The following is a 15,540-nucleotide window of genomic DNA, read 5'->3' as shown; positions in this document are numbered from 1 at the left end:
TGCGGTTCCTTTTGGTTGTAGAGGGCAGGCTTTGATGGGCGCGGATCATTGCGCAGGTACGCCCTGGCGCCAGGCCTGGGAGCGGCGTAACAAGCCGCGTGAAGCCCAGGCCAGCAGCAGGGACACGCCCGCCGAGGTGAACAGAATCAGGGTCGACATGGCCGCCGCGCCGCCAACATTGCCGGCGTCGTCCATGTTCAGCACCGCCACCGCCGCGAGGATGGTGTCGGGGCTGTAGAGAAAGATCGCCGCCGACACCGTGGTCATGGCCGAGACGAACAGGTAGCGCACGATGTCGAGCAACGCGGGCAGACAGATGGGAACGGTGACGCGCCAGTAGTGGCGATACAGCGGCGCCTTCAGTGACAGCGCGGCCGCTTCAAACTCACTGTCCAGTTGCCGCAGCGCGGTGGTCGCGGTCATTTGTGCGGTGGTCAAATAGTGAGCAATGGTGCACACCACCAGCAGCGTCATGGTTCCGTAGAGCACATGCAGCGGGTTGCCCGGCAGGTTGAAAAAGAACACGTAGCCCAGACCCAGGACCAGCCCCGGTACCGCCATGGGTACGAAACTGAGCATGCGCAGCGCCAGGTTCAGGCCTTTCTGGCCTTTGCTCTTTTCCATCAGGTAGGCGCCGGTGAAAATCAGCACGCTACCGATCAGTGCCGCGCACAACGCCATGGTCACGCTGTTGCGGTAGGCCAGCCAGCCCCCGCCTGCCGTATCGTTGAACTGGTAGTGATTGAGCGACAGCGACAGGTTGTACGGCCAGAACTTGACCAGTGACGAGTACACCGCCATGCCGAACACCAGCACCAGGGTGGCGCAAATCAGCAGCACAATGGCCAGGTAGCAGCGGTCGCGGACTTTAGAGGGCAGCGGCTTGAAGACCTGGGCCCGACCGCTCATCGAGTCGCCATGCTGACGGCGCAGCCAGGCATCCACGGCGAAGCTGAACAGCGCGGGCAACAGCAGCACCATGCCGATCAAGGCACCGCGGCCGAATTGTTGCTGTCCGACCACAGCCTTGTAGGCTTCCAGCGCCAGCACCTGGTAATCGCCCCCCACCACCACCGGTACGCCAAAGTCGGTGATGGTCAGGGTGAACACCAGACAGAAGGCGGCGAACACCGCCTGGCGGGTGCCCGGCCAGGTGATGCTGCGAAAGGCTTTGAAGGGCCCCGCCCCCATACTCGCTGCGGCGTCGAACAAACGCGCATCAGCCAGGGACAGCGCGGACAGCAGAATCATCAGGGCGTGGGGGAAGGTGTAAATCGCCTCGCCCAGCACGATGCCCCAGAAGCCATAGATATTGTCCGAAATCAGCCCGCGCAACATGCCCTGATTACCAAACAGGTACACCAGGGCAATGCCCGGTAACATCGACGGCGCCATCAGCGGCAGCAGCGAAAGACCGCGCCAGATGCGCTTGCCGGGGATCATGGTGCGTTGCAGCGCGTAGGCAAAGAGGTAGGCCAGCGGGACGACAATCGCCGCCACACTCAGGGATACCTTGAGGCTATTACCCACCAGCCAGTGAAAATTATCGCTGGTAACCAGCTCCCGCGCTGCCACCCAGCCACCACCCTGGCCATCCTCGGCGCTGAAGCCGCGCCAGAAGATCGCCAGCAATGGCATCAATACCGCCACACCCAGCAGCAGCAAGAGCAGCAGCTTGCCGCCGACCACGAAAATCCTGTCGCCGAGTTCAGCGCTGGAGGTTTTGGCTATCACTTTGCCGGGCACTGGCAGGGCCATTTCAGCGGCCATCTCAGGCAAACACCTGCAAGCTGTTGGGCGGCAGGGCGACAAAGATGTCCGGAGCGCCAAGGCGCGGCAGATCCTGGGTGCCGACTTCGGCAGTGAGTGCATGGCCTGGCAAATGATTGAGCTCAAAGCTCATGCGGCAGCGATTGCCAAGAAAGGTGATCTCGCGCACCCGCGCCGGGAACAGGTTCTCCTGGTGCAGCAGCGGGTTCACGCTGATGGTTTCGGGGCGGCAGAACAGGCGGCCCGATGCAGCACGCCCGGCGTCGTCCGCCAGACGCATGTTCATGCCGCCGACCTGGGCGTGGGTGGCGCTGTTGCGCTCAAAGGGCAACCAGTTGCCTTGCCCGACGAACTCGGCCACAAAGGGCGTCGCCGGCCTGTCGTAGATTTCCTGCGGCGTAGCGTATTGCTCGACCTTGCCGTTGTTCATCACGGCAATGCGGTCGGCCATCAACATCGCTTCGTCCTGGTTGTGGGTCACCATCAACGTGGTAATGCCCAGGCTGCGCTGCAGTTGGCGCAGTTCGGTACACAGATGCTCACGCACCCGGGCGTCGAGGGCCGACATGGGCTCGTCGAGCAACAACAGCGAAGGTGACGGCGCCAGGGCTCGGGCCAGGGCTACCCGCTGCTGCTGGCCGCCGGAGAGCTGGCCGGGGAATTTCTTTTCGCTGCCGGTCAGGCCCACCAGCTCGAGCATGGCTGCCACCCGCTTGCGCACCACGTCGCGATTGCTACCGGCCAGGCCGTAGGCGATGTTGGCTTCGACTGTCAGGTTGGGGAACAGCGCGTAGGACTGAAACAGAATCCCGTAATCACGAGCTTGAGGTGCGAGGTCAGATACATCGCGATCACCCAGATACAGCACACCGTTGTCCTGGCGTTCGAGCCCGGCGATGCAGCGCAGCAGGGTGGTCTTGCCGCAGCCCGAAGGCCCGAGCAGGCACACCAGTTCGCCAGCGGCGACCTCCAGCGACACATCATCCAGCGCATTGAAAGCGCCAAAGCGTTTGCTCACATTGCGCACCTTCATCGGTACGCCCGGTTGGGTAAAAGCGGTTGCGTTCGAGCTGTTCATGGATGCACCTCATCAAGCAGATGGGGGTCATCCTAGAGACGCAATGCGTACAGAATGTGGCAAGAACGCAAAATCAGCCGATAGGGGTATTGGTGGATTTTGGATACAGAGCCCCATAGATTCCCGCAGGTGCGAGCTTGCCTCGCGATACAGGTAACTCGGTTAACCAGTCAAAACGAGGTGATTCGATCGCGAGGCAAGCTCGCTCCTACGGTTTTTTTTGTATGTGCTCAGGCCGGGGCCATTTCCTGCGCCAGGCCCAAAAAGGCTGCCGGCAGCCGCGCCGATTTGCGCTCTTTGAGGCAGTACAGGTATTCCGCGATCTGCGGCGCACCCTCGAGGGTCAGCACCCGCAATTGCGGATCGTGGGGCACTTCCTGACGGGCAATGATGCTGATCCCGATGTTGCGCAACACCGCCTCGCGAATCGACTCCCGACTGCCGATTTCCAGCAGCGGACCAAAGCCCACACCGGCGCCGTCCAGCAGCTGCTCCGTGAGTTTGCGGGTGGTCGAACCCTGTTCGCGCATCAGCAGACAATGCCCGGCCAGCGCGCTGAGCGGCACGTGTTCGAACTTGGCCAGCGGGTGATTGCGATGCACCGCCAGCACCAGCGGGTCGGTGCCCAGAGTCCGGCGAATCAGCCGTGGATCCTCCACCAGTTGCGACGAAGCGGCGATATCAACCCGGTACTCGTCCAGGGCTTCGAGCACTTGCTGGGAATTGCCGATGTCCACCGACACGGCAATTTGCGGCAGTCGCTCGCGAAAGTTTTTCACCAAATCGAGGATGTAGTACGGCGCAGTGGCCGCGATGCGCAAGGTGCCAGTGCCCTGACCACTGTTGCGTAGAAAAAACTCGATATCGCCCTCTTGCTGAATCAGCGCCTTGACCATCGGCAGCAAACGCACGCCGTCATCGCTGAGGGTCAGGCGCCGTCCGCCGCGGTAGAACAACTCCACCGCGTACTGGCTTTCAAGCTGGCGAATCTGTGTGGTCACGGTCGGCTGACTGAGCCCGAGCTTTTTCGCTGCCTGAGTAATGCTGCCCAATTGGGCCACCCGGTAAAACGCTTTCAGCTCGGCACTCAGCACTGCGGCCTCTCATGATCTATTTGCGCAACAGGCGCAAACCGTTGAACACCACCAACAGGCTCACGCCCATGTCGGCAAACACGGCCATCCACATGGTGGCCAGACCCAGGAAGGTTACCGCAAGAAAGATCCCTTTGATGACCAGTGCCAGAGCAATGTTTTGCTTGAGGATGCTGGAGGTCTGACGTGACAGACGAATGAATGCCGGTATTTTGCGTAGATCGTCGTCCATCAGGGCGACATCGGCGGTTTCTATCGCGGTATCGGTGCCTGCAGCCGCCATGGCAAAACCAATTTCGGCACGGGCCAGTGCCGGGGCGTCGTTAATCCCGTCGCCGACCATGCCCACGTGATGCCCCTGGGCGTACAGCGCCTCAATCGCCTTGAGCTTGTCGTCGGGCAACAAGTTGCCCCGGGCCTGATCGATACCCACCTGGGCCGCAATGGCACTGGCGGTATGCGGGTTGTCGCCGGTCAGCATCAGGGTTTTGATCCCCAGTTCATGCAACTCGCGGATCGCTTCGCGGCTGGATTCCTTGACCGTATCGGCCACGGCGAACAACGCCAGCGGACCTGAACTGTCGCAAAGCAAAATCACGGTTTTACCCTGCTCTTCCAGGGCAAAGAGTTTTTCTTCCAGGGCCGGGGAGCACAGGTTCAACTCTTCAACCAGACGATGGTTGCCCAGGTGGTAGAGCTTGCCGTCGATTTCACCGCGTACGCCGCGTCCGGCCAGGGCAGTGAAGTTATCCACAGGCCGTAGCGCCAGGTTTTTATCCACCGCGGCGTTGGCCACCGCCAGAGACACCGGGTGATCGGAGCGGCTGGCCAGACTCGCTGCCAGCAACACGGCGCTCTCGGTCATCAGCGGGTCGAGTGGCAGGTAATCGGTTTGCACCGGCTTGCCGTGGGTGATGGTGCCGGTTTTATCCAGTGCCAGGAAATCCAGCTTGTGACCGCTTTCGAGGTACACACCGCCCTTGACCAGAATACCTTTGCGCGCCGCTGCCGCCAGACCGCTGACGATGGTCACGGGAGTCGAGATCACCAGTGCACAAGGGCACGCCACCACCAGCAACACCAGGGCGCGATAGATCCAGTCAAACCATACGCCCCCCATAAACAGGGGTGGAATCACGGCCACCGCCAACGCGAAGATGAACACCACCGGGGTGTAGATTTTCGCGAAGCTGTCGACAAAGCGCTGGGTCGGAGCCCGGGCACCCTGGGCTTGCTCCACGGCGTGAATGATTCGCGCCAGGGTCGAATTGCTGGCCGCAGCAGTGACCCGGTATTCCAGCGAGCCGGCCTGGTTGATGGTGCCGGCAAAAATTTTATCGCCGACAGTCTTCTCGATCGGCAGGCTTTCACCGGTGATCGGCGCCTGATCTATGGTCGAACTGCCCGAAACCACTTCACCGTCCAGACCGATGCGCTCGCCGGGGCGAACCCGCACGATAGCGCCCAGTTCGACGTCTTTGACCTCAAGTTCCCGCCACGATCCATCAGCCTGTTGCACGGTGGCCTTGTCCGGCGCCATTTGCATCAGGCCGCCGATGGCGTTGCGCGCCCGGTCCAGGGATTTGGCTTCGATCAGTTCGGCCACGGTAAACAGGAACATCACCATGGCCGCTTCTGGCCATTGGCCGATCAGCACCGCGCCGGTCACGGCAATGCTCATCAGCGCGTTGATGTTCAGGTTGAGGTTCTTCAGGGCGATCCAGCCCTTCTTGTAGGTGGTCAGGCCGCCGCTGAGGATCGACACTAACGCCACCAGGGCAATCACCCAGGTAGGAGCGGCATCGGTAAAGTGCAGCACTTCGGCCGCCAGTGCGCCAACACCGGCCACAGCCAGCGGCCACCAGTGTTTCTTGGCCGGCGGGGTGACGAGGCCGGCATCCGTATCCGATTCCAGCGGGTCGGCCTGCATGCCCAGGGACTTGATGGCCGCAATGATCGGCTCGGTGGACGGCAGGTCATGGGTCACACCCAGCACCCGATTGATCAGGTTGAATTCCAGTTGCTGCACACCCTCCAGCTTGCCCAGTTTGTTCTGGATCAGGGTTTGCTCTGTGGGGCAGTCCATGGCTTCGATACGGAAGCTGCTCAAGCGGGCGCCCGCCGTAGGGGCAGCGCTGAGCTTGATCACGCTCGGAGCTTCGGCCGCAGTACAGCAGCCGTGCCCATGGCCGGCATGTTGATCTTTCTTGCCGTGATCGTGATCGTGATCGTGATCGTGATCGTGATCGTGATCGTGATCGTGATCGTGATCGTGATCGTGATCGTGATCGTGATCAGCATGGGGCTTGTGGTGGGTGTGAATGGAATCGCTCATCAGGTTGCGTCCGAAAAGGTGCCTGTTGCCAAGTAAAGACCCTGTAGCCACTATAGGGTCAAGCACCCTTTCGGAGATAACCTGATGAAAATTGGTGAACTGGCGAAATTGACCGACTGTCAGGTCGAAACCATCCGTTATTACGAGCGCGAAGGGCTGCTGCCGGAGCCGGCACGCAGTGAGGGCAACTACCGCCTGTATACCCAGGCCCATGTAGAGCGACTGACGTTTATTCGTAATTGCCGCAGCCTGGACATGACCCTGGAGGAGATTCGCAGCCTGCTGAACCTGCGGGACAGTCCGCAGGATCAGTGTGAAAGCGTGAATGCGCTGATCGACGAGCACATCCACCACGTCAAGGCCCGGATCGACAGCTTGCTGGCCTTGCAGACACAGCTTTTTGACCTGCGCCAACGCTGTGGTGAAGGGCCGAACGGCGAACATTGCGGGATTTTGCAGCAGCTGGAGGTGAGCGGCTCAGTCAGCGCCCCGGAAGGCGAGCCGAGTCATGTGGGCAGAAGCCACGGGCATTGATAACAGCAATAACAGCAATAACAGCAAAACCTGTAGGAGCGAGCTTGTCTCGCGAGCCTTTTAAGGATCGCGAGCCTTTTAAGGTTCGCGAGACAAGCTCGCTCCTACAGGAAACAGGGGTTTACACCGCCATCGGCGCAGTCATGGGCGCATGGTGCTGGTAGCCTTCGAGGCTGAAGTCACCCGGCTCGATCAGGCCCAGCCACTCCGGCTGGTACACGCCGGTCTTGGCAAATTCCGGTACACGGTCCGAAATCACCAGTTTGGGCATCGGGAACGGCTCGCGGGTCAGCTGTTCGTTGAGCATGTCCAGGTGGTTTTCATACACGTGGGCATCACCGATGAAGTAGGTGAACCAGCGTGGCGTGTAACCGGTCAGGCGACCGATCAGGCTCAGCAGTGCGGCGCCTTCGGTCAGGTTGAACGGCGTGCCCAGGCCCAGATCATTGGAGCGGATGTAGAGCGTCAGGGAAATTTCCCTGGTCTCGACATTCGGGTGGAACTGATACAGCAGATGGCACGGCGGCAGGGCCATTTCGTCGAGCTGGGCGCAGTTCCAGCCGTGGAACAGAATTCGCCGGCTGCCCGGGTCGTTGATGATGGTGTCGACACATTGGCGCAACTGATCGATGGCCTTGTACAGCACCACGTAGGCCTGGCCGTCTTCTTCGCCCTCGGCAATCTGCCGGTAACCCTGGCTCAGGCACAGCTCGATAGCCGCCTGGTTGCTGCTGGCGATTTGCTTGTATGCCGGCCATTTGCGCCATTGCACACCGTAGATTTCACCCAGGTCGTCTTCACCCTGACGGAACGGGTTGGCCAGCCACTGGGCGTTTTCGTTGGCATTCTGGTCCCACACCTTGCAACCCAGGGCGCGGAAATCTGCAGCACTGTTCACCGGGCGCAGAAAACCGCACATCTCGCCAATCGCGGATTTGAACGCCATACGGCGAGTGGTGATGGCCGGAAAGCCTTCCTTGAGGTCATAGCGCAACATGGCGCCGGGCAGACTGATGGTCTTCACCCCGGTGCGGTTGGCTTGCAAGGTGCCATTTTTGATGACGTTGGCGACGAGGTCGAGATATTGCTTCATGGTTTTCCTACCGTTTGAATGCAGGGCGCTGTACGCCCTGCGATTCGAATTCATTACGCAGCTTTATGAGCCGCTGGATCGCGCTGGTATGCCCACCAGATCAGGAGCAGACCGCCGAGGATCATCGGGATGCAGAGAATTTGCCCCATCGTCACCCAGCCGAACGCCAGATAGCCCAGCTGGGCATCCGGCACGCGGACGAACTCGACGATAAAGCGGAAGATGCCGTAGAACAGGGCGAACATCCCGGAAACTGCCATCGTAGGCCGTGGTTTACGCGAGTACAGCCAAAGGATCAGGAACAGTGCCACACCTTCCAGCGCAAATTGATAAAGCTGCGACGGATGGCGCGCCAGTTGCTGGGGATCGGTAGGAAAGATCATTGCCCACGGCACATCGCTGGCCTTGCCCCACAACTCGGCATTGATGAAGTTACCGATACGTCCTGCGCCCAGGCCAATCGGTACCACAGGCGCAATGAAGTCCATGATCTGGAAAAACGACTTGCCGTTGCGTTTGCCGAACCACCAGACGGCCAGCATCACGCCGATCAGTCCACCGTGGAACGCCATGCCGCCTTTCCAGACCTCCAGAATCAGCAGCGGGTTGGCAATGTAGGCGCTCAGGTCGTAGAACAGCACGTACCCCAAACGGCCGCCGACAATGACGCCCATGGCCACCCAGAACACCAGATCAGAGAGTTTCTCCTTGGTCCAGGTCGGGTCGAAGCGGTTGAGACGTCGCGACAGGATCAGCCAGGCAGCGCCAATGCCGATCAGGTACATCAAGCCGTACCAATGGATTTTCAGCGGACCAATGGCCAGTGCCACCGGGTCAATCTGCGGGTAAGGCAGCATTGCGACTCCTTGTTAGATCAGGAAACTCAAACCGGCACAGGACAACAGCGCCGCATACAAATTTGATCGGCATGGTAACGGAAGGGAGGCCTTGGGCTCTAGTGAATGGCGTGACAGGCTCAGGCAATCTATAAGTACAGTGATTAAAAAAACATTAAGGACTGCCCATGTGTCTGATTGTGTTCGCCTGGCGCCCCGGCCACGCCCAGCCTCTGGTCGTGGCGGCCAACCGTGATGAATTCTATGCACGCCCGGCAAAGCCCCTGGCGCAGTGGGTCGATACGCCTCAAGTGTATGCCGGCCGTGATCTGGAGGCCGGGGGCACCTGGCTGGGCATTGGCGCCAACGGGCGCTTTGCGGCGCTGACCAATATTCGTGAGCCGCACAAGCCGCCTTCACGGCGTTCGCGGGGGGAGCTGGTATCTGACTTTCTGAGTGGCAACCAGTCAATTGGCGAGTATTTCGCCGATGTTGGCCGCCGTTCTGTGGAATATGCCGGGTTCAATCTGTTACTGGGCACTGCCGATCAGCTCTGGCACTACAACTCCCAGGATGTCGCACCACAGCTGCTCGACGCAGGAATATATGGCTTGTCGAATGCCGGGCTGGATACGCCATGGCCCAAGTTGCTGAAAGCCAGGGCGGCTCTGGCCGAGGTTCTCAATGACCCTCAACCCCAGGCCCTGCTTGCACTGCTCAGTGATCGCCAGACAGCGCCCTTCAGTGATTTGCCTGATACCGGTGTGGGCCTGGCCACGGAAAGCTTGCTGTCGAGCGTATTCATTTCCAGCCCCAGCTACGGCACCCGCGCCAGCACCGCGCTGATTGTCAACGCAGACGGCTCGAGACTGATGGTTGAACACAGCTTTGGCCCGTTGGGTGGGCGCCTGGGAGAGGTAAGAATCCAGGGATGACTCGGATTCCACTGTAGGAGCGAGCTTTTAACAGCTCGCGCCTACAGTCCTGCAGAGGGACGATCAATACGGCTTGATCGCCGCCGGATTCATCATGCGGGTCAGGCCCATGTTTTTCAGGGCCAGTTGCACGGTGCTGCGAATCACCTGCGGGTTGTCGATGGTCATCACTTCGGCCAGCAGTTCCTTCGCGCGGCTCAGGCTGACCTGACGCAACATCCACTTCACTTTCGGCAAGTTGGTGGCGTTCATCGACAAACTGTCAAAACCCATGGCCATCAGCAAGATTGCCGCCGCCGGATCACCCGCCATCTCACCGCAAATACTGACCGGCTTGCCTTCGGCATGTGCATCGCGCACCACTGATTGCAGGGCCTGCAGCACCGCCGGGTGCAAGTAGTCATACAGATCGGCTACCCGCGGGTTGTTACGGTCCACGGCCAGCAGGTATTGGGTCAGGTCGTTGGAGCCCACCGACAGGAAGTCCACCTGGCGCGCCAGCTCCTTGGTCTGGTACACCGCTGCCGGAATTTCGATCATTACCCCGATTGGCGGCATCGGTACATCAGTGCCTTCGTCGCGCACTTCACCCCAGGCACGGTGCAGCAGGTGCAGGGCCTCTTCAAGTTCGTGGGTGCCGGAAATCATCGGCAGCAAAATACGCAGGTTGTTCAGGCCTTCGCTGGCCTTGAGCATGGCCCGGGCCTGCACCAGAAAGATTTCGGGGTGGTCGAGGGTGACGCGTATCCCGCGCCAGCCAAGGAACGGGTTGTCTTCTTTGATGGGGAAGTACGACAGTGACTTGTCGCCGCCAATGTCCAGGCTGCGCATGGTCACCGGTTGCGGATGGAAGGCTGCGAGTTGCTCGCGATAAATCGCCAGCTGCTCCTTTTCGCTCGGAAAGCGCTGATTGATCATGAACGGCACTTCGGTGCGGTACAGACCTACGCCTTCGGCGCCACGCTGCTGTGCACGGGCCACATCTGCCAGCAGGCCGGTGTTGACCCACAATGGCATGCGATGCCCGTCAGGTGTGATGCACGGCAGCTCACGCAAGGCATCCAGGCCTTGTGACAGCTGGCGTTCTTCTTCGACAACCTCGGCATATTGCTTGCGCAGCACATCGCTGGGGTTGGTGTAGACCTCGCCATGGTAGCCGTCGACGATCATCTGGATGCCGTCGACCCTGGAGTACGGCAGGTCAACCAGACCCATTACCGTCGGAATCCCCATGGCCCGGGCCAGAATCGCCACGTGGGAGTTGCCCGAACCCAGTACCGACACCAGGCCCGCAAGCTTGCCTTCGGGTACTTCACCGAGCATGGTCGCGGTCAGCTCTTCGCTGACCAGGATGGTGTGGTCGGGGTAGACCATGGTTTGCTGGCGGTCATGTTGCAAATAGGCCAGCAGACGCCGCCCGAGGTCACGCACATCCGACGCCCGCTCGCGCAGGTAGTCGTCGTCCATCAATTCGAAACGGTTGACGTGATCAGACACCACCTGGCGCAACGCGCCCTGGGCCCACTGGCCGGTCTTGATCACATTTTTGACTTCGCTGCCCAGCGACGCATCGTCGAGCATCATCAGATACACGTCGAACAGCGCCTGTTCTTCGGGCCGCAACTGGGTGGCGAGTTTTTTCGACACCGCGCGCATATCGTTGCGCACACCTTCGAGGGCGGTTTTGAACAGCGCAATTTCAGCCGGGATATCGGTAATGCTCTTGTCCGGAACCACGTCCAGATCGGCCGGGGGCAACATGACCACCGCCGTACCGACCGCCGCACCGGGCGAACCCGGTACACCGACGAACTTGGCTTCCTGAATGCCCTTGCCCTGACGTCCCAGGCCGCGGATCGAGCCCGTGGCTTCGGCATGGGCAATAACCCCCGCCAGCTGCGCGCTCATGGTCACGAGGAAGGCTTCTTCACCCTCATCGAACTGACGACGTTCTTTTTGCTGGATGACCAGAACCCCCACCACTCGGCGGTGGTGGATGATCGGCGCGCCGAGGAAAGAGGCATACCGCTCTTCACCGGTTTCTGCAAAGTAACGATAACGAGGGTGATCGGCGGCGTTTTCGAGGTTCAGAGGTTCTTCACGGGTGCCCACCAGACCCACCAGGCCTTCGTTGGGCGCCATGCTGACCTTGCCGATCGAGCGCTTGTTCAGGCCCTCGGTCGCCATCAGGACAAAACGATTGGTCTCTGGATCGAGCAAATAGACCGAGCAGACCTGACTGCCCATGGCCTCTTTGACGCGCAGCACAATAATCCCCAACGCCGCCTTGAGATCCTTGGCGGAGTTAACTTCCTGGACGATCTTGCGCAGCGTATTGAGCATGGCTCGGGGTCGAACTCCGTGTCAGGCGCGCGTTAAAAGGCGCGGGGCAAGCTCTTTGAGAGCGCGACGGTAAACCTCGCGCTTGAATGTCACCACCTGGCCCAACGGATACCAATAACTGACCCAACGCCAGCCATCGAACTCCGGTTTACCGGTCAAATCCATCCGCACCCGTTTCTCGTTGGAGACCAGGCGCAGCAAAAACCACTTTTGCTTCTGACCGATACACAGCGGTTGGCTATGGGTACGGACCAGACGTTGCGGCAAACGATAACGCAACCAGCCTCGCGTGCAGGCGAGTATTTCCACATCTTCGCGCTCAAGGCCAACTTCTTCGTTCAACTCACGGTACAAGGCGTCTTCCGGCGTCTCATCAGGGTTGATACCACCCTGGGGAAACTGCCACGCGTCTTGATTGATTCGGCGAGCCCAAAGTACCTGACCAGCATCATTTGTCAGAATAATCCCGACATTAGGGCGGAAACCATCGGGGTCGATCACGGCAACAACCTCGCAAACGCATGTCACCGCATTGTTCCACAAAGGTTGTGAAAGCAGCAACGCGCCTTCCCGCCTTATGTGCACTCTTATGAAAAGACCGTATTCTTGTGGCCTTTTAACAGACACTTCAGCGGGTAATTTCAATGCGACTGGCTTTATTCGACCTGGACAACACCCTTCTGGGCGGTGACAGCGATCACGCTTGGGGCGATTACTTGTGCCAGCGGGGCATTCTCGACGGCGACGCTTACAAGGCGCGCAACGATGCCTTTTATCAGGATTACCTGGCCGGCAAACTCGACAACGCCGCCTACCTTAATTTCAGCATGGAAATCTTTGGCCGGCATGACATGGCTCAACTGGATCAATGGCACCGCGAATTCATGCGCGATTGCATCGAGCCGTTGATGTTGCCCAAGGCACAAGCCCTGCTGGAAAAACACCGTGCAGCAGGCGACACGCTGGTCATTATCACGGCCACCAACCGCGTGGTAACGGCACCGATCGCCCAAAAGCTCGGCGTGGAACACCTGATTGCCACCGAGTGCGAAATCGTCGATGGCCGCTATACCGGGCGCAGCACAGACGTGCCGTGCTTTCGTGAAGGCAAGGTGACACGCCTGAACCGCTGGATCGAAGAAAATGGCTACAGCCTGGATGACAGCTGGTTCTATAGCGACTCAATGAACGACTTGCCGCTGCTGGAGCAAGTGACCCACCCGGTGGCGGTTGATCCTGATCCGAACCTGCGGGCCGAAGCCGAAAAACGCGGCTGGCCAGTGATGACGCTGCGCGACTGATCCCCCCCCCACCCCCACAACCTACTGCAGGAGCAAGCTCGCTCCTGCAGATGCAACAGGGTCAAACCGGCTTGGCACCCATCAGCCCGGCAATGGCGATAAAGCAAATCGTACAAAAAATCGCCAGCCCCAGCGTAAATCCAGGATGTCTGGCCACTCGCCCCAACCGCAGGCGATTGAGCCGTACCAGCAACCACAACCAGCTCAAGCCGCCCACCAGGTACAAACTGCTGCCCGCCAGCAACCACAGCTGACTCAGCGGCCAGCCGGCCATATGCACCAGAAACCAGCCGCTCACCGGCAACGCCACCAGGCACAGGGCCATTAGCGCCCAGACAAAAGCCCAGGGCCGTCTGACGATGCCGCCCGACAGGTCTTTATCCCCTGCCCGCCAGCGTCGAATCACCACCACCAGCAACACAATGGCGCTGACCAACAGCAGCAGTGTCGATACGCCATGCAGCAGTTTTAACGCGGTGAACGTTTCCATTTGATTAATCCCTTGAGCCGTTCAGTCAGCGTAGCGGCTATCGGCCAAGAAACAGCTGATACGCCGGGTTATCGCTCTCATCCCAATATGGGTAGCCAATCTCGGCCAGCGCGGCAGGCACCAGATGACGCTCATCGGCAGGCACTTGCAGCCCGGCCATGACCCGACCATCGGCCGCCCCGTGGTTACGGTAATGGAACATCGAAATGTTCCAGCGCCCGCCCAGCTTGTGCAGGAAGTTGAACAGCGCGCCCGGGCGCTCCGGAAACTCGAAACGGAACAGCAGTTCATCGCTGACCTTGGCTGCATGCCCGCCAACCATGTGCCGGATGTGCAACTTGGCCAGTTCGTTCTCGGTCAGGTCGATCACCGGGAAGCCCTGTTCGGTCAGGCTGGCCAGCAGTGCGCTGCGGGGGTCGTTTTCCGGATGGGTCTGCACCCCAACAAAAATGTGCGCCTCGCTGCCGGTGTGGTAGCGATAGTTGAATTCGGTGATCTGACGCTTGCCGACGGCCTGGCAGAACGCCTTGAAACTGCCCGGCACCTCAGGAATGGTCACCGCGATAATGGCTTCGCGGCCCTCACCCAGCTCGGCTCGCTCGGCCACATGGCGCAGGCGGTCGAAGTTGACATTGGCACCGGAGTCGATGGCAACCAGGGTCTGGCCACGCACACCGCGCTGCTCCACATACTTCTTGATCCCTGCCACACCCAGGGCGCCGGCAGGTTCGGTGATCGAGCGGGTATCGTCGAAAATATCCTTGATTGCCGCACAGATTTCGTCGGTGCTGACGGTGATGACTTCGTCGACGTAGTCTTTGCAGATATCGAAGGTGTGCTGGCCAATCTGGGCCACGGCCACACCATCGGCGAAAATCCCGACCGCAGGCAGCACCACGCGCTCGCCGGCCGCCATCGCGGCTTGCAGGCAGTTGGAATCATCGGGCTCGACGCCAATGATCTTGATCTCGGGACGCAGGTATTTCACATACGCGGCAATCCCGGCGATCAGCCCGCCGCCGCCCACCGGCACGAAGATCGCATCCAGCGGTGCCGGGTGCTGGCGCAGAATCTCCATCGCCACGGTGCCCTGCCCGGCAATGGTATGCGGGTCATCGTAGGGGTGAACGTAGACGTAGCCTTCCTTCTCGACCAATTGCAGCGAGTAGGCCAGGGCTTCAGGGAAAGTATCGCCATGCAGCACCACGATACCGCCCCGGGAACGAACACCTTCGACCTTGATCTCGGGGGTGGTTTTGGGCATGACGATGGTGGCCTTGACCCCCAGTACCTTGGCTGCCAGGGCCAGACCCTGTGCATGATTGCCCGCCGACGCGGTGACTACGCCACAGGCGCGCTCGGCGTCGCTCAAGTGCATGAGCTTGTTGTAAGCGCCGCGAATCTTGAACGAGTACACCGGCTGCAAATCTTCGCGCTTGAGCAAAATATGGTTGCCCAGCCGCGCGGTGAGCTGGTTGGCAGCTTGCAAGGGAGTTTCTACGGCAACGTCATAAACGCGCGAGGTGAGGATTTTCTTAACGTACTGTTCGAGCATCGGAAAGCTTCACTGGGCGGGTTGGCAGGGACCAAGGAGTCTACCCCAGCGTTTGCGCAACCGACCACACGAAAGGGAAGGTTTATTGGCCCGCTCCCCCATCCAGCGGCAGCGGGCTTGCCAGCGACCAGCATGGCGCCAGACATCAGGCCGTCCACATCCCCGGTTAGTTGCCT

At 60.1% G+C, this 15,540-nt stretch carries 14 protein-coding genes; 4 read left to right on the top strand and 10 right to left on the bottom strand.

The genetic code is table 11. From position 1 onward, the window contains the following. Positions 1-45 precede the first annotated feature (45 nt). From EQV90_RS04365 to EQV90_RS04350, 4 genes are all read right to left on the bottom strand, one after another. Positions 46-1,770 (bottom strand): putative 2-aminoethylphosphonate ABC transporter permease subunit, encoded by a 1,725-nt coding sequence (locus tag EQV90_RS04365; RefSeq protein ID WP_060781710.1) that lies wholly within the window; start codon positions 1,768-1,770, stop codon positions 46-48. A gap of 1 nt (position 1,771) precedes the next feature. Further along, entirely contained in the window at positions 1,772-2,848 is a 1,077-nt protein-coding gene (locus EQV90_RS04360) for a putative 2-aminoethylphosphonate ABC transporter ATP-binding protein (protein WP_003444536.1), read from the bottom strand. Between the two features lie 230 nt (positions 2,849-3,078). Beyond that, positions 3,079-3,942, bottom strand: a complete 864-nt coding sequence (locus EQV90_RS04355) for a LysR family transcriptional regulator (RefSeq protein WP_003444538.1) — start codon at positions 3,940-3,942, stop codon at positions 3,079-3,081. A 16-nt stretch (positions 3,943-3,958) separates the two neighbouring features. Next, a complete protein-coding gene (locus tag EQV90_RS04350) occupies positions 3,959-6,091 on the bottom strand; it encodes a heavy metal translocating P-type ATPase (protein WP_240877786.1) in 2,133 nt (710 codons plus the stop codon). Positions 6,092-6,127: 36 nt separating this feature from the next. Between EQV90_RS04350 and EQV90_RS04345 the strand changes: the two genes are divergently transcribed. Both EQV90_RS04345 and cadR read left to right on the top strand, forming a co-directional pair. Further along, positions 6,128-6,313 (top strand): hypothetical protein, encoded by a 186-nt coding sequence (locus tag EQV90_RS04345; protein ID WP_240877785.1) that lies wholly within the window; start codon positions 6,128-6,130, stop codon positions 6,311-6,313. A 48-nt stretch (positions 6,314-6,361) separates the two neighbouring features. Then, positions 6,362-6,811: a Cd(II)/Pb(II)-responsive transcriptional regulator gene (gene cadR, locus EQV90_RS04340; protein ID WP_003444544.1), complete on the top strand. Its 450-nt coding sequence runs from the start codon at positions 6,362-6,364 to the stop codon at positions 6,809-6,811. Between the two features lie 121 nt (positions 6,812-6,932). Here the strand turns inward: cadR and EQV90_RS04335 are convergent, their stop codons facing one another. Together EQV90_RS04335 and lgt are read right to left on the bottom strand one after the other, a co-directional pair. Further along, on the bottom strand, positions 6,933-7,904 hold the full coding sequence (locus EQV90_RS04335; protein ID WP_003444545.1) for a thymidylate synthase: 972 nt from the start codon (positions 7,902-7,904) through the stop codon (positions 6,933-6,935). Between the two features lie 53 nt (positions 7,905-7,957). Next, positions 7,958-8,761 carry a prolipoprotein diacylglyceryl transferase gene (gene lgt / locus EQV90_RS04330; RefSeq protein ID WP_010657386.1) on the bottom strand — a complete coding sequence of 268 codons (804 nt, stop codon included), beginning with the start codon at positions 8,759-8,761 and terminating at the stop codon, positions 7,958-7,960. Positions 8,762-8,928: 167 nt separating this feature from the next. Here lgt and EQV90_RS04325 point away from each other — a divergent pair, with 167 nt between their 5' ends. Beyond that, positions 8,929-9,675 (top strand): NRDE family protein, encoded by a 747-nt coding sequence (locus EQV90_RS04325; protein ID WP_240877784.1) that lies wholly within the window; start codon positions 8,929-8,931, stop codon positions 9,673-9,675. Between the two features lie 63 nt (positions 9,676-9,738). On the opposite strand, the gene ptsP is transcribed toward EQV90_RS04325, so the two are convergent. Both ptsP and EQV90_RS04315 read right to left on the bottom strand, forming a co-directional pair. Beyond that, a complete protein-coding gene (gene ptsP / locus EQV90_RS04320; RefSeq protein ID WP_003444550.1) occupies positions 9,739-12,018 on the bottom strand; it encodes a phosphoenolpyruvate--protein phosphotransferase in 2,280 nt (759 codons plus the stop codon). A gap of 21 nt (positions 12,019-12,039) precedes the next feature. Next, positions 12,040-12,519, bottom strand: a complete 480-nt coding sequence (locus tag EQV90_RS04315) for an RNA pyrophosphohydrolase (RefSeq protein WP_003444551.1) — start codon at positions 12,517-12,519, stop codon at positions 12,040-12,042. A 143-nt stretch (positions 12,520-12,662) separates the two neighbouring features. Between EQV90_RS04315 and EQV90_RS04310 the strand changes: the two genes are divergently transcribed. Then, positions 12,663-13,319, top strand: a complete 657-nt coding sequence (locus tag EQV90_RS04310) for an HAD family hydrolase (RefSeq protein WP_127196542.1) — start codon at positions 12,663-12,665, stop codon at positions 13,317-13,319. Positions 13,320-13,380: 61 nt separating this feature from the next. Here the strand turns inward: EQV90_RS04310 and EQV90_RS04305 are convergent, their stop codons facing one another. Continuing rightward, positions 13,381-13,809: a DUF2269 family protein gene (locus tag EQV90_RS04305; protein ID WP_003444557.1), complete on the bottom strand. Its 429-nt coding sequence runs from the start codon at positions 13,807-13,809 to the stop codon at positions 13,381-13,383. 37 nt (positions 13,810-13,846) lie between these two features. Then, positions 13,847-15,364: a threonine ammonia-lyase, biosynthetic gene (gene ilvA, locus EQV90_RS04300; RefSeq protein ID WP_003444559.1), complete on the bottom strand. Its 1,518-nt coding sequence runs from the start codon at positions 15,362-15,364 to the stop codon at positions 13,847-13,849. Positions 15,365-15,540 lie beyond the last annotated feature (176 nt).

The organism is Pseudomonas sp. TMW22089 (assembly GCF_022496645.1).
GTDB lineage: Bacteria > Pseudomonadota > Gammaproteobacteria > Pseudomonadales > Pseudomonadaceae > Aquipseudomonas > Aquipseudomonas paraversuta.
Note: the sequence above shows the minus strand (reverse complement) of the source record. Positions and strands in the feature narration are given on the sequence as shown.